At 70.2% G+C, this 24,207-nt stretch carries 22 protein-coding genes; 7 read left to right on the top strand and 15 right to left on the bottom strand.

Going from position 1 to position 24,207, the window contains the following annotated elements; genetic code table 11:
• Window positions 1-31 precede the first annotated feature (31 nt).
• Window positions 32-1,726, bottom strand: a complete 1,695-nt coding sequence (locus ETD85_RS24035; protein WP_138692035.1) for a DEAD/DEAH box helicase — start codon at window positions 1,724-1,726, stop codon at window positions 32-34.
• A gap of 327 nt (window positions 1,727-2,053) precedes the next feature.
• On the opposite strand from ETD85_RS24035, the gene ETD85_RS24040 reads away from it, so the two are divergent.
• Both ETD85_RS24040 and ETD85_RS24045 read left to right on the top strand, forming a co-directional pair.
• Window positions 2,054-2,779, top strand: coding sequence for an ABC transporter permease (locus ETD85_RS24040; protein ID WP_206058511.1), 726 nt, complete (start codon window positions 2,054-2,056; stop codon window positions 2,777-2,779).
• Window positions 2,776-3,558: an ATP-binding cassette domain-containing protein gene (locus ETD85_RS24045; protein WP_138692037.1), complete on the top strand. Its 783-nt coding sequence runs from the start codon at window positions 2,776-2,778 to the stop codon at window positions 3,556-3,558. Before ETD85_RS24040 ends, ETD85_RS24045 begins: the two co-directional genes overlap by 4 nt.
• A 63-nt stretch (window positions 3,559-3,621) precedes the next feature.
• Here ETD85_RS24045 and ETD85_RS24050 read toward each other — a convergent pair whose 3' ends face one another.
• Entirely contained in the window at window positions 3,622-3,954 is a 333-nt protein-coding gene (locus ETD85_RS24050) for a hypothetical protein (protein ID WP_138692038.1), read from the bottom strand.
• A 360-nt stretch (window positions 3,955-4,314) separates the two neighbouring features.
• Between ETD85_RS24050 and ETD85_RS24055 the strand changes: the two genes are divergently transcribed.
• Complete coding sequence (locus ETD85_RS24055; protein ID WP_240779364.1) at window positions 4,315-4,899, top strand: hemerythrin domain-containing protein; 585 nt, start codon at window positions 4,315-4,317, stop codon at window positions 4,897-4,899.
• 235 nt (window positions 4,900-5,134) lie between these two features.
• Window positions 5,135-5,554 (top strand): YbaB/EbfC family nucleoid-associated protein, encoded by a 420-nt coding sequence (locus tag ETD85_RS24060; RefSeq protein WP_138692039.1) that lies wholly within the window; start codon window positions 5,135-5,137, stop codon window positions 5,552-5,554.
• 80 nt (window positions 5,555-5,634) lie between these two features.
• Here ETD85_RS24060 and ETD85_RS65880 read toward each other — a convergent pair whose 3' ends face one another.
• The 8 genes from ETD85_RS65880 to ETD85_RS24100 form a co-directional block, all read right to left on the bottom strand.
• Entirely contained in the window at window positions 5,635-7,809 is a 2,175-nt protein-coding gene (locus ETD85_RS65880; protein WP_240779366.1) for a fibronectin type III domain-containing protein, read from the bottom strand.
• A 231-nt stretch (window positions 7,810-8,040) separates the two neighbouring features.
• Complete coding sequence (locus ETD85_RS24070; protein WP_138692040.1) at window positions 8,041-9,009, bottom strand: NAD(P)-dependent alcohol dehydrogenase; 969 nt, start codon at window positions 9,007-9,009, stop codon at window positions 8,041-8,043.
• Between the two features lie 30 nt (window positions 9,010-9,039).
• Window positions 9,040-9,309 carry a hypothetical protein gene (locus tag ETD85_RS24075; protein ID WP_138692041.1) on the bottom strand — a complete coding sequence of 90 codons (270 nt, stop codon included), beginning with the start codon at window positions 9,307-9,309 and terminating at the stop codon, window positions 9,040-9,042.
• Window positions 9,310-9,660, bottom strand: coding sequence for an ArsR/SmtB family transcription factor (locus ETD85_RS24080; RefSeq protein ID WP_138692042.1), 351 nt, complete (start codon window positions 9,658-9,660; stop codon window positions 9,310-9,312).
• Between the two features lie 107 nt (window positions 9,661-9,767).
• A complete protein-coding gene (locus tag ETD85_RS24085) occupies window positions 9,768-10,271 on the bottom strand; it encodes a carboxymuconolactone decarboxylase family protein (protein ID WP_138692043.1) in 504 nt (167 codons plus the stop codon).
• A 136-nt stretch (window positions 10,272-10,407) separates the two neighbouring features.
• Window positions 10,408-11,694, bottom strand: coding sequence for a glycoside hydrolase family 30 protein (locus ETD85_RS24090; protein WP_138692044.1), 1,287 nt, complete (start codon window positions 11,692-11,694; stop codon window positions 10,408-10,410).
• A gap of 119 nt (window positions 11,695-11,813) precedes the next feature.
• The gene (locus ETD85_RS24095; RefSeq protein ID WP_138692045.1) at window positions 11,814-12,191 is read right to left on the bottom strand and encodes a DUF2255 family protein; all 378 of its coding nucleotides are present in this window, start codon (window positions 12,189-12,191) and stop codon (window positions 11,814-11,816) included.
• A 182-nt stretch (window positions 12,192-12,373) separates the two neighbouring features.
• The gene (locus ETD85_RS24100; protein WP_138692046.1) at window positions 12,374-13,255 is read right to left on the bottom strand and encodes a class I SAM-dependent methyltransferase; all 882 of its coding nucleotides are present in this window, start codon (window positions 13,253-13,255) and stop codon (window positions 12,374-12,376) included.
• Between the two features lie 47 nt (window positions 13,256-13,302).
• On the opposite strand from ETD85_RS24100, the gene ETD85_RS24105 reads away from it, so the two are divergent.
• Entirely contained in the window at window positions 13,303-13,887 is a 585-nt protein-coding gene (locus tag ETD85_RS24105) for a helix-turn-helix domain-containing protein (RefSeq protein WP_138692047.1), read from the top strand.
• A gap of 28 nt (window positions 13,888-13,915) precedes the next feature.
• Here the strand turns inward: ETD85_RS24105 and ETD85_RS24110 are convergent, their stop codons facing one another.
• From ETD85_RS24110 to ETD85_RS66900, 4 genes are all read right to left on the bottom strand, one after another.
• Entirely contained in the window at window positions 13,916-14,914 is a 999-nt protein-coding gene (locus tag ETD85_RS24110; RefSeq protein ID WP_138692048.1) for a DUF8094 domain-containing protein, read from the bottom strand.
• Window positions 14,915-15,053: 139 nt separating this feature from the next.
• Entirely contained in the window at window positions 15,054-17,186 is a 2,133-nt protein-coding gene (locus ETD85_RS24115) for an NACHT domain-containing protein (RefSeq protein WP_170246810.1), read from the bottom strand.
• A gap of 103 nt (window positions 17,187-17,289) precedes the next feature.
• Window positions 17,290-18,591, bottom strand: coding sequence for a YcaO-like family protein (locus tag ETD85_RS24120; RefSeq protein ID WP_138692050.1), 1,302 nt, complete (start codon window positions 18,589-18,591; stop codon window positions 17,290-17,292).
• Window positions 18,592-18,610: 19 nt separating this feature from the next.
• Window positions 18,611-18,733: a hypothetical protein gene (locus ETD85_RS66900; protein ID WP_276617263.1), complete on the bottom strand. Its 123-nt coding sequence runs from the start codon at window positions 18,731-18,733 to the stop codon at window positions 18,611-18,613.
• A 241-nt stretch (window positions 18,734-18,974) separates the two neighbouring features.
• Here ETD85_RS66900 and ETD85_RS24125 point away from each other — a divergent pair, with 241 nt between their 5' ends.
• Window positions 18,975-21,974 carry a patatin-like protein gene (locus tag ETD85_RS24125; RefSeq protein ID WP_138692051.1) on the top strand — a complete coding sequence of 1,000 codons (3,000 nt, stop codon included), beginning with the start codon at window positions 18,975-18,977 and terminating at the stop codon, window positions 21,972-21,974.
• Between the two features lie 7 nt (window positions 21,975-21,981).
• On the opposite strand, the gene ETD85_RS24130 is transcribed toward ETD85_RS24125, so the two are convergent.
• Window positions 21,982-22,965 carry an endonuclease/exonuclease/phosphatase family protein gene (locus ETD85_RS24130; RefSeq protein ID WP_138692052.1) on the bottom strand — a complete coding sequence of 328 codons (984 nt, stop codon included), beginning with the start codon at window positions 22,963-22,965 and terminating at the stop codon, window positions 21,982-21,984.
• A 261-nt stretch (window positions 22,966-23,226) separates the two neighbouring features.
• Here ETD85_RS24130 and ETD85_RS24135 point away from each other — a divergent pair.
• Window positions 23,227-24,207 (top strand): zinc metalloprotease (locus ETD85_RS24135; protein WP_206058512.1); only part of this gene is annotated, 981 nt, incomplete at its 3' end.

Consider the following 24,207-nt stretch of genomic DNA (forward strand, 5'->3'; position numbering starts at 1 on the left):
GTGACCAGGGCGCGGCGGTGCGGCGACGGCGTCAGCGCGGTCGTCTGCCTCGCGTGTCACGCTCGCGGCGCACGGTCGGCCGCCGGCCCTTGATGGTGGCCTGCCTGAGGGCGGCGATCACCTCGTCGGCCGCCGCCTGCGGCACCTCCACCAGCGAGAACCGGTCGGCGATCTCGATGGCGCCGATGTCGCGCCCGCTCAGGCTCGACTCGCCGGCTATCGCGCCGACCAGGTCCTGCGGCCGGATTCCGGCGCTGCGCCCCACGCTGAAGAACAGCCGGGTCATCCCGCCCCCCGGGCCGCGCTGGTAGCGCTCGCCGTCGTGGGCGGACTCGCGCGGCCCGCGCCGCTTGTCCACGGCCCGCGGGGCCACCTCGGGGATCTCCTCCTCGTCGGGCGTGGCCCCGCTGGACTCGTGCGCCAGCTTGACGGCGGCCAGCGCCACCTCCATGAGGTCGAACTCGTCGGTGAGCGACTCGACCACGGCGTGGAAGGACTCCAGGTCGTCCTGGAGCAGGCACTCCTCCAGCGCGGCGCGGGTCAGCTCCATCCGGCGGGCCTGGAGGTCGGCGACGGTCGGCAGCCGCTCCACCGGGATCCGCTGCCTGGTCACCCGCTCGATCGCCTTGAGCATGCGGTGCTCGCGCGGCTCCACCAGGGTGAGCGCCACCCCTTCGCGGCCGGCGCGGCCCACCCGGCCGATGCGGTGCACGTACGACTCGGGGGCGGACGGCACGTTGTAGTTGACGACGTGGGTGAGCTGCTCGATGTCGAGCCCTCGCGCGGCCACGTCGGTCGCGATGAGCAGGTCGGCGGTCCCGGCCCGCAGCCGGGACATCACCCGGTCGCGCTGCTCCTGCTCCATGCCGCCGTGCAGGGCCTCGGCCCGGTGGCCGCGCCCGTTCATGGTCTCCGTGAGCTGGTCGACCTCGTCACGGGTGCGGCAGAAGATGATCGCGGCCGTCGGAGCCTCGATGTCCAGCAGCCGGCCGAGCGCCGCAGGCTTGTGCGCCCTGGCCACCAGGTACGCGCTCTGCTCCACCAGCGGGGTCGTCTCGCGGCCCTCCCCCGCCGTGTGCCCCATCTCAATCCGGACCGGGTCGCTGAGGTGGCGGCGGGCGATCCCGTCGATGCGCGGCGGCAGCGTCGCGGAGAACAGCACGGTCTGGCGGGTCGCCGGGGTCGCCGCGAGGATCGCCTCGATGTCGTCGGCGAACCCCATGTCGAGCATCTCGTCCGCCTCGTCCAGCACGACGGTGCGCAATCCCTCCAGGTCGAGGGTGCCGCGGCCGATGTGGTCGAGGGCTCGCCCCGGTGTCGCGACCACGACGTCCACGCCGCGCTTGATCGCCTGCAACTGCCGGCCGAAGGGCGCACCGCCGTACATCGGCAGGACGCGGGCCCCCAGGATGCGGCCGTAGCGGTGGAACGCCTCCGACACCTGGATGGCCAGCTCCCGCGTCGGGACGAGCACCAGCGCCACCGGCCCGGCGCCGTCACCTTGGGGGGTGAGCCGTTCGAGCACGGGCAACGCGAACGCCGCGGTCTTCCCCGTGCCGGTCGCCGCCTGCCCGAGCAGGTCACGCCCCTCCGTCAGCGGAGGGATCGCCTCCTTCTGGATCGGCGTGGGCTCCTCGTAACCCAGAGCGGACAGCACGTCCAAAAGCTCCGGTCTAAGCCTCATGTCGGCGAAAGTGACCTCGCCGCCGGTCGCGTTCTCGGTCATCGCCGAATCCTCACGAAATTCCACACTTCCTGCTGCCGGTCGTCTCTCTTCAGCGGGCTTCGCAGCGCCCGAGCCCCCCGACCGCGCGATACCGCAGCTCTACCCTTGCACAGGACCGGAGAACGTCCGCCGCCTCCGTCCCGTCCCCACCCCCGTTCACACCGCCGAAGCGGCGGCCGGATCCTGTGGAGATCGCCTCGGACATCGTACGGAGCCGGCCGGCAATGCCTCGCGGACGTGCGTAGATCCATCCGGAAACGAATATTGACGAGGGGGGTGGCGGTGCCTAGCGTGTGCCACATCGGGGCCAGGAAAAAGGGAGTTCAGGTGACTGGACACGGCCGCGGGGTTCCGGCCGTCCCGGCGACCCTGGTCGCGCTGCTGACCGGCACGGTCATCGGGCTGGGGAACGGGTTCGTCACCGTCGTGCTGAAGGTGCCCTCGTTCGTCACCACCCTGGGCACCTTCTACCTGGTGACCGGGATCGTGCTGACCACGTCGGGCGCCTATCCGGCCGAGATCCCGGCGTCGGTGGACAACCAGATCGGGCAGGTGCTGGGGGCGGCCGGCTGGGCGCATCTCGTGTGGGCGCTGGTGATCGTGGCGTTCTTCCACGTGCTGTTCACGCGTACGCGCTGGGGGCTGCACACGATCGCCGTGGGCGGGAACCTGCTGGGGGCGCGGGAGGCGGGCGTCCGAACGGGACGCATCAAGATCGGAAATTTCATGATTGCGGGCACCTTAGGGGCCTTCGCCGGGATATTGGAGGCATTCCGGATTCACACCATCGATCCCAACCTCGGCGGCGGCACCGGCCTGATGTTCACCGCGGTCTCGGCGGCGGTCATCGGCGGCACCGCCCTCGCCGGCGGCTCCGGCACGATCGTGGGCGGCGCCCTGGGCGCGCTGGTGCTGGCCGAGCTGCAGGACGGCTTCAACCTGATCGGCATCTCCGCCAACCCTTACTTCCTGATCCTCGGAGGCGCGATCCTCCTCGCGATGATCGCCAACGTGTACCTGAGCCGGCTGAGAAGGGCGGGCAAGACGACGTGAGCTCTCCGAACACCGCTTCCGGCGGCCCGGCCGACGTCCTGCGCGTGGAGCACATCTCCAAGCGTTTCGGCACGGTGACCGCGCTCCGCGACGTCAACCTCCGCCTCGCCAAGGGCGAGGTGCTCGGCCTGATCGGCGACAACGGCGCCGGCAAGTCCACCCTCATGAAGATCATCTGCGGCTTCCACCAGCCGGACAGCGGCCGCATCCTGCTCGACGGCGAGGAGGTGTCGCTCAAGTCCGTCGGCCACGCCCGCTCGCTCGGCATCGACACCGTCTACCAGGACCTGGCGCTGATCAACGAGCTGAGCGTCTATCACAACATGTTCCTCAACCGCGAGCCGGTGCTCTTCGGCTGCCTCCTGAACAACCGCAAGATGCGCACCCTGGCCCGCGAGCACCTCGACGACATGGGCGTCGCCATCCCGTCGGTGGACGTGGAGGTGGCCAAGCTGTCGGGCGGGCAGCGCCAGGCCATCGCCGTGGCCCGTTCCGTCTACTCCCGCTCCAGGATCCTCCTGCTGGACGAGCCGCTGGCCGCGATGGGGGCGAAGGAGGGCGTACAGATCCTCGACCTGGTCCGCGACCTCAAGGCCCGGGGCGAGGTCTCCATCGTGCTCATCGTCCACAACTACGCCCAGGTCCTGGAGGTCTGCGACCGGGTCAACCTCCTCCAGCACGGGAGCATCGTCCTCGACGAGCCGACCGCCCGCACCTCCGTGGCCGAGCTCACCGAGCTGGTGGTGGCGGAATACCGCGCCGCCCGCACCCGCCGCTGACGGCAGACCTGACGTACGCGTGCAGTGACTCGAGTGACCGCACCGGGCGGCTCATCGGCGGTGTTACAGGCTCCGGTCGGCGACCAGGGTCTTCCCGCCGCGAGCTCCTGCGCGACCGTGCACGGGCGAGCCACCGGCGACGGCCGCCTCGGCCAGACCGCCGATCTGGCCCGGGTCGCAGCGGACTAAGGCGTTGATCGAGCGCAGGTTGACGGACGCACTGTCCTCGAAGCCAGGTCCGCTGATGGTGGCGTCCTGGGGAGCATGGTCGGCGAACGTGACTTCCAGGCGCCAGGAATCGCGCCGCAGGATGATCACGAGGTTCGCGGGCGGATGGAGGCTCTGAATGTCCCAGCTGTGCTGGCGTGCGCGGCTGACGAGTGCGTGCGGATGCATCAGGTCGCGTCCTTTGTCATCAGATCGAGATTTCACTGGATGGCTGGGCGAGTTGACCGTCTGCTAGGTAAGACGGGCGCAGTGGGCGGAACGGATCCATGTAACGTACAGAAGAGGCTGGCCAAAAGCCCGCCCCACTCGCCGGCGCGGGGCCGTCGGCAGCCTCCAGCCCCAGGTCAGACCCCAGATCCGGCACCGGCCACGGAAAGGGAGAGCTCCGGCGATTCTCCCGGACCTCGCGGGGCGACCGTGCGCCGTTTTACTGGAACATGACGGAACCCAGGTCAGCCGCGCATGTGGCAGGCGTGTCCCGCCGATCTCCGGGTAGCCCGACGTCCGGATCGCGAAGGGAGCACCACCATGGCCGAGCGGAAGACCAGGCCGGAGACGATGGGCGAAACGGACGTCATCGATCTCCTGCTGGCCCAGCATGCGCTGATCAGGGACCTGTTCGACGAGGTCGAGCGGGCTTCCCCCGGCGGGCGCGGGGAGGCGTTCACCCGGCTGGTGCGGCTGCTGGCCGTGCACGAGGCGGCGGAGGAGGAGATCGTCCATCCGTACGCGCGCCGCAAGATCGACGGCGGCGACGGCGTGGTGGACGACCGCCTCGTCGAGGAGAGGCAGGCCAAGGAGCTGCTGATGCAGATGGACCAGGCCGGCCCGCAGGCGCCCGATTTCCGGGAGAACCTGCTCGCGCTGCGCGCCGCCGTCGAGTCGCACGCCCGCAACGAGGAGCGCTACGAGTTCGCCCAGCTGCGCGAGCAGACCAGCCCGGCCGAACGGCGCAGCCTGTCCACCGGCGTCAAGGCCGCCGAGGCGGTGGCGCCGACCCATCCGCACCCCGGCGTCGAGTCGGCCGTCGAGAACCTCCTTTTGGGCACGCCGCTCGCGATAATGGACCGGACCCGCGACGTGATCCGCCAGGTCATGGGCAAGAGCCACTGATGGCACGTTTCATCCGCTGTCACCGGGCACGAGGCAGTCAGGCCCGCCGGCGCCGCTTGAGCGACCACCTGCGCGGCGCCGGCGAGGTCCTGTGAGCGCCGAGCCACCCAGCGCGGCCATGGCACGCGACGACCCCGCGACCGGAAAGATTCCACGTGATGGAACGCCTAGCCTGCCGTCTTTGCTAACTTATACGTGATTTTTACGTATTTTTGAGGCGTGGGGGGCCGGTGAGATGGACTTCGACGAACCCGATGTGGCCGGGATGCAGGCCTATGCGGACGAGCTCCGCCGGACCTTTCTCCGGCTGCAGGAGGAAGGGGACGAGCTACGCCGGCAGGCGCAGGCGATCCAGGTGACCGAGAAGTCGCGCGACGGGCTGATCGCCGCCACCGTGGGCCCGCGTGGCGAGCTCGTCCGGCTCGACATCGACCCCCGCATCTACCGCCACCCCGACGCCAGGCAGCTCGCCGCCTCCATCACGGACACGGTGCACCGGGCGGCGGACAAGGCCAGGGAGCGAATCCTTGAAGTCTTCGAGCCGCTCATCCCGCCGGACCAGATGCGCGCGCACCTCGACGGCGACATGGAGACCGTGATGGCGCAGCTGGCGGACCAGATGGCGGGGAGGGAGAAGCCTCGCGACCCCGCGTGAGGACGACGGCCGGCCGAGCCCGATCCTGGAGCGGCCGGTCCCCGGGCCGCCCGTGCGACGGGCCGGGGACCGGCGGGCGGTCAGGCGCAGGTGTAACCGGCGGGAACGGCGGTGTTGCCGTTCGGACGGCTCGCCTGGAAGCCGACGCTGGAGGTGCTGGCGCCCGGGGCGAGGGTGCCGTTGTGGCCGACGTTCCGGATGGTGACGTTCTGCCCGCTGACGGTGACGGTGCCGTTCCACGAGCCGGTCAGCGTGTGCCCGGCCGGCAGCGTGAAGGTGACCGTCCAGCCGGTGATCGTCGAGGCGCCGGTGTTGGTGATGGCCAGGGGCTGGATGACGTACCCGGTGGCCCATTGGGTCTGCACGGTCGCGACGGCGGTGCAGCCTCCGGTGGAGGTGCCGGGCTGGGTGGTGATCTGCGCGGTGTTCGAGACCGCCGAGGTGTTGCCCGCGGCGTCGCGCGCCCTGACCTGGTAGCGGTAGGTGGTGCTCGGGGTCAGGCCCGTGTCGCCGTACGAGGTCGTGGCCGAGGTGCCGACCTGGGTGAACGTGCCGCCGCTCGCGCCGGGCGCGCGCAGGATGTCGTAGCCGGCGACGCCGTTGTCGTCCGTGGAGGCCGTCCAGCTCAGGGTCGCGCCCGCGGACGTGACCGCCGAGGCTGCCAGACCGGCCGGAGCCGTCGGCGGCGAGGTGTCGCCCCCGGAGGCGGTCGTCGTGAACGTGACCGGTGACGAGTTGCCCGACAGGTTGCCCGCGCCGTCACGCGCCCGCACGTACACCTGATATTGGGTGTTCGCGGTCAGCCCGGTGAGGGTGATCGAGTTGGTGGCGGACTGGCCGAGCTGCGGGTCGGTGGCGCCCTGCTCGCGGTAGACGTCGTAGCCCGCGAGGCCGGAGCCGCCCTGGTCGGTGGAGGCGGTCCAGGTCAGCGTGGCGCCGGTGGCGGTCACGCCGGACGCGGCGGGGGTGCCGGGCGTGCTCGGCGCGGTGGTGTCGCCGGAGTCGGAGAGGGCCGGCGTCTGCCAGTCCCGCCACTCCGACAGGTTGCCGGGCGCCCGGGACGAGATCCTGATCGTGCCGGCGGCGTTGCCCGTCTTCAGCAGGAACTTCTGGATGTTCTGCTGCAACGGGGTCCGCCATTCCGCCCGGTTCGCGCAGTGGGTGCCGTCCTGGATGTCGGACCAGTACGTGAGGTTGTCGCCCGCGCCGAGCGCCTTGTAGACCTCCGCCCCGCCCAGGGCCGCCACGCTCGCCGACCTGGGGCCCAGATTCGTGATGTGCGGGTTGTCCATGATGAACAGGCCGCGCGGCGCGACCATGGCCACCATCTCGTGGGTGTCCACCGGCAGCCTGGCCGGGGTGCCGGTGAAGGTGCCGAACGCGTCGCCCAGCCACGGCTGCTCTCCGTACGCGCTGCTCAGGCTCTGGGCGCCTTCGCCCGGGATCCCGCGGAAGATGGGCACTCCGGCGCTGCCCGACTCGATCGGCATGGTCAGAGCGATGCGCTGGTCGAACGCGCCGGTCACGAAGGCGCCCTTGCCGAACCGCGAGCAGCCCGTGACGCCGGTCGCGTCCGCCTTGAGTATGCTGCCGTCCGACTGCTCGATGACGTCGATGATCCGGCTCACGCCCCAGCCCCACGCGAGCAGCAGTCCCGTACTGCTCGATGCGCCGTAGACGGTGTAGAACGCGCCCTGCTTGTTGGTACGCGGCGTGCCCTCCCGGCCGACCGCGTACGGGTCGTAGTTGATCACAGCGGCGCCGGCCGCCGTGATGGCGGCCGTGTCCGCACCGAACCCGCCCAGGACCACGACGGCCGGGAAGGGCCCGGAGCCGCTCGGCAGCGAGACGCTCGCCGAGAAGCTCGAGCTCCTGCCGTTGTGGTTGACGTTCACCGTGATGCCGGTCCTCGATACCGTCCCCGTGACGCTCGCCGGTTTCGCCGGTTTCTCTCCATACACGAACTTCTCCGCCAGCCGCTTGATCTCTTCCCGCCGGCACCGCCACTCGGACCTCGCGGCGATGCGCGTGCCGTCCAGCTTCCTGAAGGGGTCCGGCAGCTTGGAGTTGGTCGGCAGGGATCCCGCGTCGGGCAGACCCGGCACTGCGCAGTCGGCGCCCTCGTTCTCGACGCCGGCGGCCGCGGCGGCCTCGGTGGGCGCCACCGTCGCCGCTCCTGCGAGCGAGAGCGCCGTCGCGGCGGTCAGCGCGACGATCGCCGAACGGATCTTGGAGCGCGCCAGACTGGTGATCACTGGGATTTCTCCCTTCCGGGTGGGGTGTTGGCGATCAGTCTGAGAATCCACCCGAAATGTGTCAACGCTGATCCCGAAATGTTTCGGTGCCTGGTTGCCAGAAGTCCTATTGAGCTGCCTGTTTGTCGGCCCCGATCCCGAAAATATCGGAAACTAAGTGAAAGGGCGGCGTCGCGGCACTCATCCGGTGCACGTCGCCGAAAGTTTCCGTCGATCGCTCGGTGCTGGGGCTCATACGGTGATGACGATCTTCGCCCGCGCGTGCTCCTCGCCGAAGTAGCGCATCGCCTCGGGAACCTCGCTCAGCGGATACGTCCGGTCGATCGCCGGGGTGATCCGGCCGGACTCGACCAGCTTCGTGAGCTCGGCGAGGTTCTCCCGGCTTCGCTTGGCCATGAAGCCGCGCAGGCTCTGCCGGACGAACGGCGACAGCGCCAGCGCGCCCATGAGGCGTCCCATCGGCCCGAGCCACCGGCCGCCCTTGGAGCTGGACAGGACGAGGATCCCTCCGGGGACCAGCACGCGCCTGCACTCCGCCAGCGAGCGGTTTCCCGCCAGATCGAACAGCAGGTCGTAGCGCCGGCCGCCCGCGGTGAAATCCTCCCGGGTGTAGTCCACGACGTGGTCGGCGCCGATCGAGCGGACCAGCTCCACGTTCCGCGTGCTGCACACCCCAGTCACCTCGGCCCCGAACGACTTGGCGATCTGCACCGCGAAGGTGCCCACGCCTCCCGACGCCCCGTTGATCAGGACCCGCTGCCCCCGCGCTATCCCGCCGCGGTCGCGGAGCCCCTGTAACGCGGTGTTGGCCGCCCACGGCACGGCCGCCGCCTGGTCGAAGGTCAGGTTGGCGGGCTTGTGGGCCAGCAGTTTCTCCGGGACGGCGGCGTATTCCGCGAAGCCCCCGGCGGGGATCTCGGCGTACACCTCGTCGCCCGGCTTCAGGCTCGTCACGTTGTCGCCGACGGCCTCGACCACGCCGGCGACGTCCCGGCCGGGGACGCGCTGCCTCGGCCCGCGCAGCCCGAAGCTGAGGCGGCCCAGGTACGGCAGGCCCGTCATCGTGACCAGGTCGCCGTGGGTGATCGAGGCCGCGTGCACGCGTACCAGGGCCTCGCCGCCGCCGGGCACCGGCTTGGGGACCTCGCCCAGCCGCAGGACCCCGGCTGAGCCGTACTTGTCTTGGACGATCGCCTTCATCGTGTTCTCCCCATCCGGTGAGGTGCCCGGTCAATCGACCGTGCGCAGGATCTGCTCGATCGAGGTGGCGCGCGTGCGCAGCTCGGAGACGTCGTTCGCGATCCGGTGCTGGGCGTCCATGGTGTTCTCGGCGAGTTGCTCGTAGCGGCGTACGAGCTGGCGCAGGTCCTCCTGCACGGCGGCGGCGACCTTCAGCTTGCGGAACTCCAGCACCGTCGCCGCGCTGCCGATGAGCAGGATTAGGGCCAGGAGCGACAGGCCCAGGATCAGGACCGTTCCCGGCCAGGTCGTCGTGTCCATTCAGGACTGCTCCTTGGATGCGGGACCCTTGTCCGGGTCCGAGGGGGTGAGGGTCTGGACCGCCTCGGCCACGGTCGCGGCGGTCAGGTGCAGGTGGAAGTCCGTGAGCTCGTAGTACTTCATGGCCTTGCCGTCCTCGGAGAGCTCCAGGCTGCCGGCGACCAGCCCGGCCGCCTCCAGCCGCTGCAGGTGCATGTGCAGGAGCGGGCGGCTGATCCCGATGTCGCGGGCCAGCCGGCTCACGTAGTCACGCCCGCCGGCGAGCTTCGCGACGATGCGCAGCCGGAGCGGGTTGGCCAGTGCCGCGAGCATCACGATCAGCTCGTCGCCGGTCGGGCCTGGCACTGTCATCCCGCTCCTTCACCTGAAAGAAAACTCTTACAGGTGACAGCATGACGTATTGAGGAGGATCTGACCAGAGCGCGTAGCCCGTGAGGTTCTGACCGCCCGCGTACGCCTCAGCCGCCGGCACCCGGCCGGCTCGCGGCCGGCGGCGCGCCGCTGCCCTCCAGGCGGGTGGTGATCGCGATGCGGTTGTGCGCGTTGATCACCGTCGCGGCCCAGATCAGCGCGGCGAGCTGGGTCTCCTCGAACAGGCTCGCCGCCTCGGTGTACACCGCGTTCGGGACCTGGCCCGCGAAGACCAAGGTGATCGCCTCCGTCAGCGACAGCGCGGCCCGCTCCCTCGGGGTGAACAGCTTGCTGTTGCGCCAGGCCCGCACCTCGCGGATGCGCTCCTCGCTGTCACCCATCGCCCGCGCGGAGCGGGTGTGCCGGCCGAGCGAAAGGGAGCAGCCGTTGATCTGGGACGCCCGGATCTTGATCAGCTGGAGCAGCTCCGGCTCGATGTCCGCCGCCTTCGCCGCGGCCAGGGCGGCCCGGTGCAGGGCGCTCATCGCGCTGGAGACGTCCGGGGTCACGTTCTTGATCGCGATCCGGGTGGCAAGCGGGGCGATGGACATGTCGTGGCTCTCATCTCGCTCGGTGCGGCAGCCTCCGTACTCGATGGGATACGCGCCCTCACCGGCCCCGGTTCGACCCGTACCTGATCATGGGTGTTCCCGGCTCGCCACCTCCACCTGGGCAAAGGACCCGAGCTCAGGGCAGGACGATCGTCGTCAGGGCGCGCGGCGGGAGCGTCACCGCCCCGTCTGCCACGGGGACGACGCCGAGCGACTCCTCCTCGCTGGTCAGGTAGGCCGTGGCCGTCATGTCCAGCCCTGCCCAGGTGACCGGGTCCCGTCCGGTGTTGAGCACCTCGACGACGCGGGAGCCGCCGGGGTTGCGGAACGCCGACACCTTCAGCGCGGGCTTCGCGGACACCGCGCCGATCCGGACCGCGCCCGGCCTGATGAACCTGCTGTACGCGGCCAGCGCCCACAGCCGCTTGGAGACGCGGTAGGTCCTGGCCGCCTCGTCGATCAGGAGCAACGCCCTGGTGTTCCCCACCGAGGCGCCCAGCCAGTAGACGTAGCCGGAGACGTTGCCGAGGGTGAGGGCGTCGTGCACGGCCGAGGCGATGGTGAAGCCGTCGGAGCCGCTGCCGTCGTACCAGCTCTCGTTCCAGGCGCGGCCGTTGGGATGCCACTCCGACATCCACGTCGGCCGTTTCGTGGGCAGCGGCGAGTCCACGGGAGTGGCGTAGCTGTGCCCCGAGAAGACCTTCGCCCAGCGGCGGGCCTCGGCGTCGGCCTCGATCGCGCTCGTGTAGGCCCTGGCCTCGGCCCAGCCGACCGACTCACAGCACACCAGCCGCACCCCCGGCGCGGCGGGACCGAGCACCTTGACGAACCGGACGGCCTCCTCGGGGGTGAAGCGCATGGAGGCGTGCGGGGCCGACCAGTCGGGCTCGTTCGCGAACCCCAGGTCGGTGATCTCGATGCCCTCCTGCTGGTAGAACCTCGTGTACTGCACCAGGTAGTCGGCGTAGGCCCGCTGCCATTCCGGCTTCAGCCTGCCGCCGTTGCGCTCCTGGCCGGTGTCCTTCATGTAGCCGGGCGCGCTCCAGGCCACGGCGAAGAACCGCCTGACGCCGTAGTCCCGCGCGGCCCTGGCCAGCCAGACCTGGCTGTTGTCATCGCCGTCCCAGACGTACCGGGGCGGGGCGTCCGGGCCGCCGGGGTCCTCCGGCTGGATCGACACCATCTGGTCGTACGGGCTGCCCGCCGGGCCCGAGCCGATGCCCAGGCGCAGGATGCTGAGCCCGGCTCCCTTCTCGGGGCTGAACCACAGGTCGAGGATCTCCCGCTGCCGGTCATCCGGAAGAGCCTTGATCAGCTCGTTCCGCCGGAACGCCATGGAGATCCCGAACCCGTCGATCGTCTGATGCCGCACTTCATCGTCGATCGTGATCGCCGGCAATTCGGCCGACCGTGCTTCGTTCATCACCGGAACTCCGAGCAGGTGCTCTCGGACCGCTGCCGGGCGGTCCTCACGCGAACGGGGGATCCCACCGTCTCACGGACGAGGCCGTCCGGGGTGCCTGGCGAACGGTGCTCGCGCGGTCAGCGCGGCAGGAGCTTGAGCGTGGTCTCCCGCGCCGGCTCGGCCACCATGGGGTCCACGTAGTCGGCGCTGTAGCGGCCGTACTTGCTGCGGTAGGCGGCGTCGATCCGCTCGTTGACCTGCGGGTCGCGCTCCTCGGTGAAGGTGACGTCCTTGTTGACGCCCCCGGCCCTGATGTGGCCTTCGTGCCCGGACACGGCGGCGCGGAACCACTCGCCGTCGTGGCCGCGATAGGAGCGGACGTACAGGTCGTCGCCCTCGCGGACGACCCAGATCGGCACCGGCTTTCGCGCGCGGCCGTTACCGTCGCGCGGCGCGACCTGCAGCTCGTCGGCCGTGCCGATCTTGGCGAGCTCGTCGCTCGTCCATGTGCTCATCGGGTACTCCTTGTGACTGGCCAGGGACGCGGCAGCACCTCGACGGCACGGCGTTCGTCCTCGTGGCGGCTCATCGCGATCACGCGCTCTGCGCCGAGCCGCTGAACGGCGATCACGCCGTCGCGGCCGGGGTCAGGTCCGACGCAGGTGGCGTCCCCGGACTCGCCGCCCGTGAAACCGGATCAGGCGGCCGGCTTGCGGGCCGCCCACACCGTCCGGCTGCCGCGTATGACCAGGTCACGGCGGTTCAGGAGGCCGTCGGGAGAGTCGCCTGCCAGCAGGCGGTCGAGCGTGTCGAGGTCATCGGCGGCCAGGCGGTCCTGGAGCGCGGTGCGGAAGCGGCCCAGCATGGCCTGCGCATACCGCGCGGCGCCGGGCGGCACCGCGCCCTCCGCTGCTGTGCCTGGCTTGATGGTGAAGCTGCGCTGCCCCGCCGGCTCGAATCCGGCCCGTTCCAGGTGCGGACCCCAGTCCGGGTGCGCGTTCCAGCCGGCCTGCGCCGCCGCCTGATGGCAGCGGGTCTCCAGGCCGGGCCGGCCCATCCCGAGGTCGTCGGGCAGGAAGCCCGGCAGCGTGTCCATCTCGACGACCGCCAGCAGGCCGCCGGGGTTCAGCGCCGCGAGGATGTCACGGAGCACCCTGCCGGGGTCGGCGACATGGTGCAGCGACGATGCCGCCCATACGACGTCCACGGCGCCGATGGCGGGCCAGGCGGCGTCCAGGTCGGCCTGCGCGACCCGCACCCGATCCGCCAGCCCCTGCTCGCGGGCCGCCGAGCGGAGGCGGTCGAGCATCACGTCCGACCGGTCGATCGCGACGATCTCGGCCGTGGCGAAGCGCCGCGCCAGCGCCAGGCTGCCGGCGCCGGTCCCGGCGCCCATGTCGGCGACCGTACGCGGCGCGCGCGGGGCGTGCCCCTGAACCCAGGCGATCAGCTCGTCCAGGTACGGGCCGAACACCTTCGCGTCGAGGTCCAGCGTGTCCGCGAGCTCCGAGTCGTCATGCCCGTGGTGGTGTGCGTCGTGATGGTGGTGTGCGCCGTGATGGTGAGCGTGCTGTGTCATGGCTCCACGCTAAGCGCACCATGCGCCCAAGACATACACTCTTGCCTATGGAGCAAGAATTCGACCTCGACAGCGTGGTCCGGCAGCGCATCCGCGGCCTGCGGCTGGCCCGTGGCTGGTCACTGGACGCCCTCGCCGCCCGCTGCCGGCTCAGCCCGTCCAACCTGAGCCGCATCGAGACCGGGCAGCGCAGGATCGCCCTCGACCAGCTCGTCCCCATCGCCCGCGCCCTCGACACCACGCTCGACCAGCTCGTCGAGTCCGCCGACGACGAGGACGTGGTGATCCGGCCGCAGGCGTGCCACACGCCGGGGATGACGAGCTGGCTCCTGTCCCGCGAGCGCTCGCTCCACGGCGTGACCGTCGCGAAGCTGCGCATCACCGCGGAGCATCCCACCGGCTCCGCGGACCTGAAAGTACATCCTGGACACGAGTGGTTCACCGTGCTGTCCGGCGCGGCCCGGCTTCACCTGGGCGAGCGCGTCGTCCTGGTCCGGACGGGCGACGCGGCCGAGTTCTCCACCATGACGCCGCACGCCATCGGCGCGCACGAGGGGCCCGTCGAGATCCTCACCATCCTCGACCACAACGGGGAGCGCACCCACCTGCCCACGGGCGCCGACACTCACTGAGCCCGCGCGAGCTCGATCGCCCGCCGTTTCAGGCGCCGGTGATGCTCATGTAGCCGTACCGTCCGAAGTAGATCAAGGTCTGGCCCGGAGACTTGGGTATGACGGAGAGGTACTGCGAGCCCCGCTTGTAGACCGCCAGCTCACGGAACGACTTGCCCTTGCTCAGGTCGTCGGCCATCCCGTCCTTGAACGTCATCGCTCTCGCGCCCGGCCGGGCGGCGTAGGTGTCCTCCTCCGTGAGGCCGTACCAGACCATGGCGCTGCCGGTGGTCGTGCGCAGCGCGTACACCTCAGGGGCGGCCCGCGTGTTCCGCCGCAGGTCCCACTTGCTCGGCAGCCTGTCTTGCTCCTGCTTCCTGAAGCCGGCGTACCAGGTGAAGATGTTCTGGGCGATCAGCCGTTTGGCGCGCCGGTCGTCGCCGCCCGTGGCCACCAGGCGCGCGTGGGCCTGGGCGAGCTGCCGCGGCGAGATCGTGAGCCTCGACTTGTCGTCCGGGGCGACCGCGATGGCGTAGCCGTCGCGGTCGCGCGCCGGCGTGGGCAGCTTGCCGTTCCGCACCGACTCGGCCGTCACTCGCCAGCCGGCCGGCGTCCTGGCGAAGATGACCTGAATCCGCTTGTAGTTGCCCTTGTGCGTGTAGTCGGCCATGAACCACGGGGTGCCGGCGCCCGCCCGGGGGATGAAGAAGCGCGGCTTGATGATGGGATCCTGCGTGACTTCGGGCTTCTCCCCCTGTATCCGGTCCAGCAGCACCTCGGCCCGATGGATCTCCGCGACGAGGCCCGCCTCGGCCGCCGACCAGTCCGTGCCGCCCTGCCGCATCGCCTCCCGCTCCGCGCGGTGCCAGCTCAGGAGGATCTTCTTTGCCTCCGCCACCGTCACCACCCGCTTCTGGAACGGGGACGCGGAGGAGGACTTGGAAGGAGCGGACGCGAAGGGGCGGCCGTTCGAGACCTGCTCGACCAGACCACATGCGGTGGCCACGGGCAGGATGAGCACGATGGATAACTGGCGCTTGATGGTCATGACGGTCTCCGGGGTGTGAACTGCCACCGTGTACGGGGCCGTCGTCCACCCCGGTTCAACCCGGGCCGGTGCCATGCCCAGATGGTCGGGTGCGCTTGCGGATCCGGATCGGTCTTGCCCGCCGTGCCGCGACCGCAGGTCACGAAAGCTCTGACGGCTCCCGCAGCTTCTCCTTGGGCGTCGCCTCCCTCTCCCGCTCCCGCGCGAGATGCTGCTGCAGCTCGATGTGCCGGAACTGGTAGTACGGCCCCTCCGCGCGCAGCAGGCCCAGGCGGTGGGCGTCGTCCAGGAAGTCCATGGCCCTCAGGGGCAGCATGCCCCTCGTGGCCAGGCGCGGGACTGTCAGCTTGTAGGCCAGCCAGGCGTGGTGGCTGCCCAGCATGAGCCCGAACAGCAGGCCGAGCAGCAGCCCGCCCACGATCGCCACACTCTGGTCCAGCTTCGCCTCCCGCCCGATCAACCCGCCCATGAACCCGACCACGAGCCCGCTGACGATCCGGATGATGGTGAGGTTCCGGTCGGCCCGCCAGGTCGAACGCGGGGATCTCGCGGTCGCGGTGGTGGCCGGATGCTCGACCCAGCGGATCAGGCTGAGCACGACGATGAACGCGATGCCGGCCAGCAGGCCGATGTTCCTCGCGGTCTCCAGCCCTGCCCGCGTGCCTCCCAGCGGACTGGCCATGAGCCAGCCGACGAGTGCCCCCACGGCTCCGACGATCAGCCCGTCCCTGAGCACGCCGAGGAGCTGGGAGAGCCTGCCCCGGACCTCGAAGTTGGCGTGACCCGGCGACTCGGTGAACCAGGACCCGATCAGGATCACGACGATGAGCGCGGACAGCAGCCCGATGCACAGGCCGGCGAGGGCCTGCTTCGTCAGCAGTCCGAAGACCAGCCCGACGACCACCCCGATCCCGACGCCGGCCCACAGCCGGACCGTGCGGCTCGGCGTGTAGCGAGCCAGATGCCACCACGCCATGTCGCGCGGGTCCTCCTCCCTGGCCATGAGCTGCCGGGACAGATAGGTGAGCCACTTGTCGACCTGCTCCGCGGTCCACGCGTGCTGCGGCCGGAAGGGCTGGGCCGGGCCGTCGGCGGGCGGGTGCGCGCTCACCATGGCCGGGATGAGCCGGTTGCACAGATGATCGTGCAGCTCGGCCGCGCTGCCGCGTCCGAGCTCCAGCAGCGGCGTCGGGTCCACCCGGGGCGCGATGTAGGTGGCCCGGACCAGCCACAGCCCCAGAGACGTCGAGACGACCTCTGCCAGGGCTGGAGCGGCGCCGGCGTGCAGCGCTTCCAGGATCCGGGGCCAGGCAGGATGGGGTACGGGCGGAAGGCACGCCCGCAGGTAATCTCCTGCCTCGGCGGCGGCCATGGGCTGCGGCTCGATGACCGCCGCGGCCGTGAGGACGTCGCCGAGCTCTTCGATGGACTCGGCAAACTGCTCCGTGCGGCAGGTGAGGACGAACTGGTCCGTCTGGCTCATCGACCGGATCAGCGCGGCGAGCATGTCCGCGCGGGCGTGCTGGGGCAGCTCGTCCAACCCGTCGATGACGGGCAGCACCTCTCCCCGGGCGACGAGCGCATGCGGGATGTCCGGACCGAGACCCTCCGCGCGCAGCGCGGGATAGTCCAGCGCGAGGCTCTCGGCCAGCCAGTCCTGCAGTCGCGGATGTACGCGGTCGTCCCAGCGCGCGGCAGACAGCAGCACCGGGACAGGCTCCTCCGGCGATCGCGTGCGTAGCAGCTCGAGCACCAGCTGGACGGCCAGGGTCGTCTTCCCGGTGCCGGGACCGCCCAGGATGACCAGCCGGCGGCAGCGGAGAGCGCGGAAGTTGCGCACCATGTCCGCAATGTGCACATCCGACCCGGGGAAGGCCACGGTGCCTTTGGCGATGATCTCGGGATGGTCGGCGAGCTCGCGACGCGCGGTCGAGCGCCAGGCCAGCGGCATGGGCGCGGGATCGCCCAGCGAGCGCAAGGCCGTCTCGTCTCGCCATTGCTGGTTCACCAGGCCGGCGAGGATGTCCTTCGCGGTGCCAATGTCAGCAGAGGTCGGCGCGGGCGCGGGCCCCCCGCGCTTGCGCCACCAGGACAGGAACTGCACCAGGCCGTTGCCCAGCGCCACCGCGCTCGCCACCGCCGTCACCGCCGCGGCGATGTCGGTGGATTCCCACGGCCCAAGGCCCCCTTGCCTCGTCACCAGGGTGAACCCCGCGGAAAGCGCCAGGAGCAGAATACCCAGCGCGACGGACATCGCGACTTTTCGATTCATCCGCCCAGCTCGTGCGGTCATAAATCCAGTGTGCGCATGATTCCGGGGAGGATGGGGCGCGCAATTTCCCACATAAGGTCGAAAAACCGAAAAGTCTGGCAGCTCATTGACGGAACCGCCAATCGCGCGGCATCGATTCGGAAACTTTCCCGGACTCGGAACAACCTCTTGCCAAGCAGGCCGCGACGGCTTGGCCCCTGCGACCGGGGATGACCAGGTGTCCGCCGATGACAAGGAAGAACCGCTCCAGCGTCGGCGCGATCACGTGCACGGCGGTAACGCCTCCGGGCAGGGCGCACACCGTACGCCGGTAGACCGGATGGCCCCGTGCGGCCAGCCGCGCGGCCACCTCCCGCACCTGGTCGCAGGGTGACAGGGCCACCTCGGCCGCCAAGGGGAAGGGGACGGGACGCGCGTCCCGCAGGAGGTCCGTGAGATCGAACCGTCCGCACGCGTACAGCGCGGGGTGCCCGGCCAGCCCCGCCAGGTCCCCGTGCGCGGGGCCGCCGGAGCCCGGCAGGCTCTCACCCAAGGTGGTCTGGACGAGCTCGGTGAGCGCGCGCCAGGCGGCGTGGACGGGGCTCAGCGAGGTTCCGGCGCCGCGCCGGTGCGGGTGGCCTGAGGTGGGCGCCGTGTACGCCAGCATGGTCGGCACCCCGATGTCGCTGGTGATGTCCAGCAGGTGGACCGGCGATCCGATCAGGTCACCGGCCGTCGCGTACGCCCGAGCTGGGCCGGGTGGGAGCGTCGCCGGGTCGATCAGCCTGAGCCGGCAGCCGCCGTCGCTCAGGAAGGCGCGTATCAGCAGCAGGGACAGGGCGTCTCGCTCGATCGTCTCGTTCAGGGCGTGCAGCAGCGCTTCGGCGGCGGTGACTCCGACGGCCGAGCCGCTGTTGCAGCTGTAGCGCATCAGGTGGCCGTAGTGACAGTCGTCCCCGGCCAGCTCACGCAGGTGCGCGGCGCCGGTCTCGACGTACCAGGGGGCGCACAGGAACAGCGGCACCAGCGTGTCCCGCCCGCCACCGAAGGGGCGGTAGCGCAGGCAGGCCATCCGCCGGCCGGGCGTCCGGCTCAGCAGCGGCGCGCAGGCCTCCGCACGCAACGGACCCATGGCGAGGCGAACCGGCCCGGCCGGTTCGACGGCGGCGATGTCGAATCCAGCCGGGCCGGTGACATAGTGCTCGACGGCCTCGAACAGCGCGCCCACTCTGGCCTGCTGCGGGCGCCCCTTCCCCATTCCGGCGGCGAGGGTTCCAGCGTCCCCCGAGCCATCCAGCAACTCACACCGCCAAGCGGTCGGGTCTCCTCCCCCGCCCGCGTCGACGAGCTCCGCCCGCAGGCCCAGCACGGCCAGCGTGCGCACCGCCCGCCTCGCGGCCGCATCCAGCGAAACCTCCCGCTCCACTTCAGGATCGCGACGCGGTCTACCGCTCGTCATCCCCAGCCTTCGGGGACAGCTCCTCCAGCCGGTCGAGTTCGGCCTGGGTCAGGTACTGTGCCGGCTTGTCCAGCGATTCGGCCGCTGCGAAGTCCGCATTTCTCCCCATTACGTGCCTCCTTTCGGAGTTTCCACCTCTCCAGAATAGCTCAATCGCGGCATATGCTCCAGAAATTCTCACCTAGCACTCTTTGATGACATATTTCCATTTTTTAGAGGTTGACGGGAGACTTCTTGACACATGGAGCCGGATGTTCGGCGGGACAGGTCGTGACACGTTGTTGACGTGCCGCCAGGCATAACCGCAAAAACTCTGGCGATACTGTCGTCAAGCCTTCCGAAGGACACCGATGAATGTCGACATATCCGGTATCGACAAACAAGATATTCGCATCGCCGTCGTCATGAGCGGCGGCGTCAGCCTGGCCATCTGGATCAGCGGTGTGACGCTGGAGCTGCACCACGTGGCCCAGCCCGCGAAGCGCACCCCGGAATACCGCCAGATCCTCGACAAGCTGCTCAACGCGAACGCCCGCATCGACGTGATCGCCGGGACCTCGGCAGGCGGGCTCAACGGCACGTTCCTCGCGCTCGGGCTGGCCGCGCCGCGCGACCTGGGACAGATGCGCGACCTGTGGAAAGAGCACGGCGACCTGCGACGGCTGCTGCGCCATCCGCTGGCAAAGAACCCGCCATCGCTGCTCCAGGGTGACGACTACTTCATCAAGAAGGTCGAGGACGCCCTCGCCACGATCTACCACGCCACCGAGCCCGCGAAGGAGCCCCCGTCACCCGTCGAGCTCATCCTCACCGGCACGCTGTGGGAAGGCCGCCTGTCCACGTTCACGGACGACATGGGAGCGAACATCGTCGAGCAGGACTACGACGCCACGTTCCGCTTCACGAACGACGACGGCTCGGCCGCGGTCAACGGGAACCTCGATCACGAGAGCGTCATCGGGCAGCTCGCCAAGGCGGCCCGGTGCACCTCCTCGTTCCCTGGCGCGTTCGAGCCGCATTGGGTCGAGGTGGCGCCGGCCGACGACATGCCCGACGGGCGGTGGCCGTCGTCGGCGGGCCGGGCCAACTTCTCCTGCTCGCAGTTCGTCGTGGACGGCGGCGTGCTGCTCAACAAGCCGCTGCGCCCCGCGCTGGAGGCCATCTACCGCCAGCCCGCCGAGCGGCAGGTACGCCGGGTCCTCGCGTACGTGTGCCCGACCCCCAGCGAGCCGAGCTCCGGGGCCGCCGGCGACCGGTCGAGCCAGGAGCAGGTCCCGAACGCCCGCGAGGTCGTGCTCGACGTGTTCACCCGGTTGCGTTCGACGGAGTCGGTCTCGCGGGAGCTGGAGGAGATCCGGTGCCGGAGCGAGCAGACCGGGTCGCGGCGCCGGGCCCGCGACCAGCTCGCCGGCGCGATGACCGAGCGGGCGGCCGATCTGGCCGAGGCCGCGTGGGACGGCTACCGGGAGGTCCGCGTCGATTACGCCGCGCGGACCATCGCCGATCTGATCTTCGCCGGTCAGACGACCACCGAGCAGCGCTGGAGCAAGCGGGAGCTCGTCGAGGCCATCCGCCGCGACGAGCAGAGCCTGTCCTTCGTCCCGCGGAGCGCCAGCATGCGGGAGGAACTGCACCTGCCCACGGCCGAATGGGGCTGGGGCCCGACCGCCGTCCAGCGGCTGGGCAACATGGGCCTGGACGTGATGAAACGCGCGGTGTGGCTGGCCCCGCTCAGCACGAGCGACTCGCGCGTACGCGAGGAGGTCGTGGCGGGCCTGCAGGCGTTGCACGATCGCATCCTGACCGGCGTCTACGAGGACCGGCGCGCTCTCGACGGCTACTGGTCGGCGGCCGCACGCGGCAACGTGCCGGGCATCAGCGCGATTCCCCGCCGGAGCGGGCCGGCGACCGGCCCGGCGCGGAACCAGGCGGAGCTCGACGGCTGGCTGGCCGGCGTCATCCCGCTCTGGAAGACCGTCACCGGGCCCTCCTCCGAGGTCCCGATCGCCCAGCGGCTGCACGAGCACGCGCTCGCGCTGGCCCGGCAGCTGCGCGCCAGCGCGGACGCGATCGAGAGCGTCTGCCGCGACCCCAACCGGCGCGTCGATCCGCACGGACACGAGACGGCCAGGCTCACCTCGTTGTACAGGTACCTGCTGGCCGAGGACCCGGACGACGAGGAGATCCTGAACCGGCTGCTCCGCCTCGACGTGGTCCAGCTGGCCTTCGGCGGGGCGACCGGCGAGGTCGAGCAACAGGTCGAGCTCGTGCAGGTCTCCTCACGCAATCCCGGCCACCTGACAGGCCTGCAGGCGCACCATTTCGGCGCGTTCTACCGTCCGTCCTGGCGGATGAACGACTGGATGCACGGCCGCCTGGACGGTGCCAGCCACATCGTCAGGATCCTGCTGTCACCCGAGCGGATCCGTCAGCTCGGCACCTCGCCGGCGGAGATGCTGGACGTGATCCGGGAGATCGCCGTCCCCGAGGTGGGCGACCGCGATCACGAGCTCCTCGCCCTCGAGTGGGAGAACGCGCGCGGCGACTGCCTGCGTGAGCTGACCGACGCCGCAGACCCGGGCAAGCCGCTGCCGAAGATGCTGGCCGCCTGCACCGACCGGATCGCCCGGCGGGTCCACACCCGCATACTCCGGGAGGATCTGCCGGGGCTCGCCGACGCCATCAGGAAGGAGACGGGGACTCCGCCCGCGGACAGCAGGACCTGGCTCAGCGCGTACGAGACCAAGACGCAGGGCGACCGCGTCCTCCCCACCGCCGAGCTCTGGAGCTGCTGGCACGACGCCGAGCGGATCGGCGACCAGCGCATTCACAACGAGGTCGGAGACGACACGCTCGCCCAGACGGCGACGCACACGGCCGCCGTCGCCTCCAGCGTGCTCGGGACCCGCTCGCGCAGCAAGATCGTCGGCACGCTGTTCCGCGTCTTCCGCGGATACACCCTGATCGTCTGGGCGATGGTCCTCGCGCTGACGGCGAAGGGCAACTTCGCGAAGAGGGCCATGGACATCACGATCGCCGCGGGCGGCACGCTGCTCGCCACGGTCGTCCTGCTGCCCAGCGTTCCCCTGGGCCTGATCCTGGCGGGCATCGTGCTCATTCTCGCCGGCGCCACCAGCGCCGCCCTCTGCGCACCGGACCACGGGGCGCGGAGGGTCGGCCTGCGGCTGCTGGCCGGCACGGTGATCGCCGTCCTGGCGGTCGGCCTCTACTCGTGGGCGACCTGGCATCGTCCCGGGGCCCAGGACTGGGAGCCGTTCGCGAAGTTCGGCGTCGCCATCCTGCTCATCGGCCTCGGCCTCTTCGTGGCGCGGACCGGGCCGCGGCGCTGACCCCGCGTCAGTCGAACTGGAAGGTGGCGACCACCGGGGCGTGGTCGGACTCGGGATATTTGCGGTCGATGGCGAACGCGGCCGACTCGTCGTGCAGGAGCTCGTTGTGGATCTCCGAGCTCCGGTAGTGCGCCAGCAGGTTCCGGGTGACGAGCATGTGGTCGAGCATGCTGCCCTGGCCCTGGTGGAACAGGGTGTAGCGGGCCGGGGCGGGGATGGTCTGCTCGATCGGCACGAGGACGCGGCCGGACAGCTCGCCGTTGCCGGTGTCCTCGACGTTGCCGCGGATGACCAGCACGGGCACCTCGTCGGGGGTGGCGTTGAAGTCGCCGGCCACCACGATGCGGGCGTCGGGGTCGGCGTCCAGGATCTGGTCCACGAGACGGCGGACCTCCACCGCCTGCCCCATCCGTTTCATCGAGGAGATGAACGAGCCCTCCGCCCAGGCGTCCGCCGAGCGCCACGTGAAGTCGTCGATCTTCTGCCCGGGGATCTCGGTGGGCAGCTTGGACTTGAGGTGCACATTGATCGCGTGCAGCACCCGGCCGCCGCCCTGGTCGAGCTGAACGTGCAGGATGGGCCGCTCGACAATGATCTCGATCGCCGCCGGGTCGGGCGGGATGGAGGTCAGCCGCTTGTACGTGGGGGTGGCGACCAGGTCGTTGTGCAGCTGCCGATACGCCAGGACGGGCAGATGGGTGGCCAGCACCAGGTTGCGCAGGTCGTAGACGTCGTCGCCGGACTCCTTGCTGCTGATCAGGGTCGCGCCCGCCAGATTGGTGCCGGCCAGCAGCTCCTCGAGCGCCAGCAGGGCACGTGGCCGGCCGGGACGCTCCTGGCCGTTGACCTCCTGGAAGAACGCGATGTCGGCACGCAGCCGGACGATCTGCGGCCTCATCAACGCGATTCGCTCGGCGAGTGACGGCCTTTCGCCGGGCGCGGTCTCGTCGAAGTTCTCCAGATTGAAAGTCGCTATTCGAAGTGTGCCCATTTACCCCGCCCCCAGCGTGCTCAACTGCCAGCACTGTAACCGGGGCCGGCCGGGCCGGAGCGCTCGAATTGTGCTGCGTCAGCGATATCGGCAGGCCATTGCCGGAATTTTGCCAGAGCACGGAGTCCGCCATGCTTCGCGGAAATTCTCGGAAAGAAAAGGACAAGGGTAAGGAACAACGGGATGGGCCACGGCGGAGATGGGGTATTGGCTTTCCAGCCGCATAGGCATCACTCTTTATCACGTTGGAGGAATCGCGCCGTGAGCGAGCCCGACCTTTCCGTTCCGCCCACCCGTGATCTGTGCGGCACCATGCCGGTCCACCGCAGGTTGCTCAACGAGAGCACGTCCTACCGGGCCCGCCGGTCGTCGATCGAGAACCAGGCGACGACGTACAAGCTCGGCATCCGCATGAGCAGCCGTACGGGTGTGATCAGCATCCCCGTCGTCGTGCACGTCGTCCACAATCCGGCCGCTCCCGAGCAAAACATCAGCGACGAGCAGATCCACAGCCAGATCGCGATACTCAACCAGGACTTCCGGGCCGCCAACCCCGACGTGTCCCAGGTGCCGGCCGTCTGGAAGGGCCTGGTGTCGGACGCGATGATCGAGTTCCACCTGGCGACCCGCGACCCGAACGGGCAGCAGACGTCCGGGATCGTACGCGTGCCGACCAACCGGCCGGACTTCTCGCACGACGACTCGGTGAAGTCCAGCGCCACCGGCGGAGCCGACGCCTGGCCTGCGGACCAGTACCTGAACATGTGGGTCTGCCAGCTGAGAGGCGGGCTGCTCGGCTACGCGCAGTTCCCCGGCGGGCCGCCGGACACGGACGGCGTCGTCATCCGGCACTCCGCCTTCGGCAACACGGGGACGGCGGCGGCGCCCTTCAACCTGGGCCGTACGGCGACGCACGAGATCGGCCACTGGCTGAACCTCTTCCACATCTGGGGGGATGACGGCGAGGGCTGCAGCGGTGACGACAAGGTCGACGACACCCCGAACCAGGGCGGCGGAAACACCGGAATGCCGAAATTTCCCCATATTTCATGCAACAACGCGCCCAACGGGGACATGTTCATGAACTACATGGACTACACCGACGACGCGGGCATGTTCATGTTCACCTCCGGCCAGTCGTTGCGCATGAACGCCTGCCTGGAGGGCCCGCGGGCGTCCCTGCTGGTCCCGCAGCTGGCCGCGCAGGCGATGGCGGCCGGGCCGGGAATGCCCGCCGCCGCC

Source organism: Nonomuraea zeae, assembly GCF_005889725.1.
GTDB lineage: Bacteria > Actinomycetota > Actinomycetes > Streptosporangiales > Streptosporangiaceae > Nonomuraea > Nonomuraea zeae.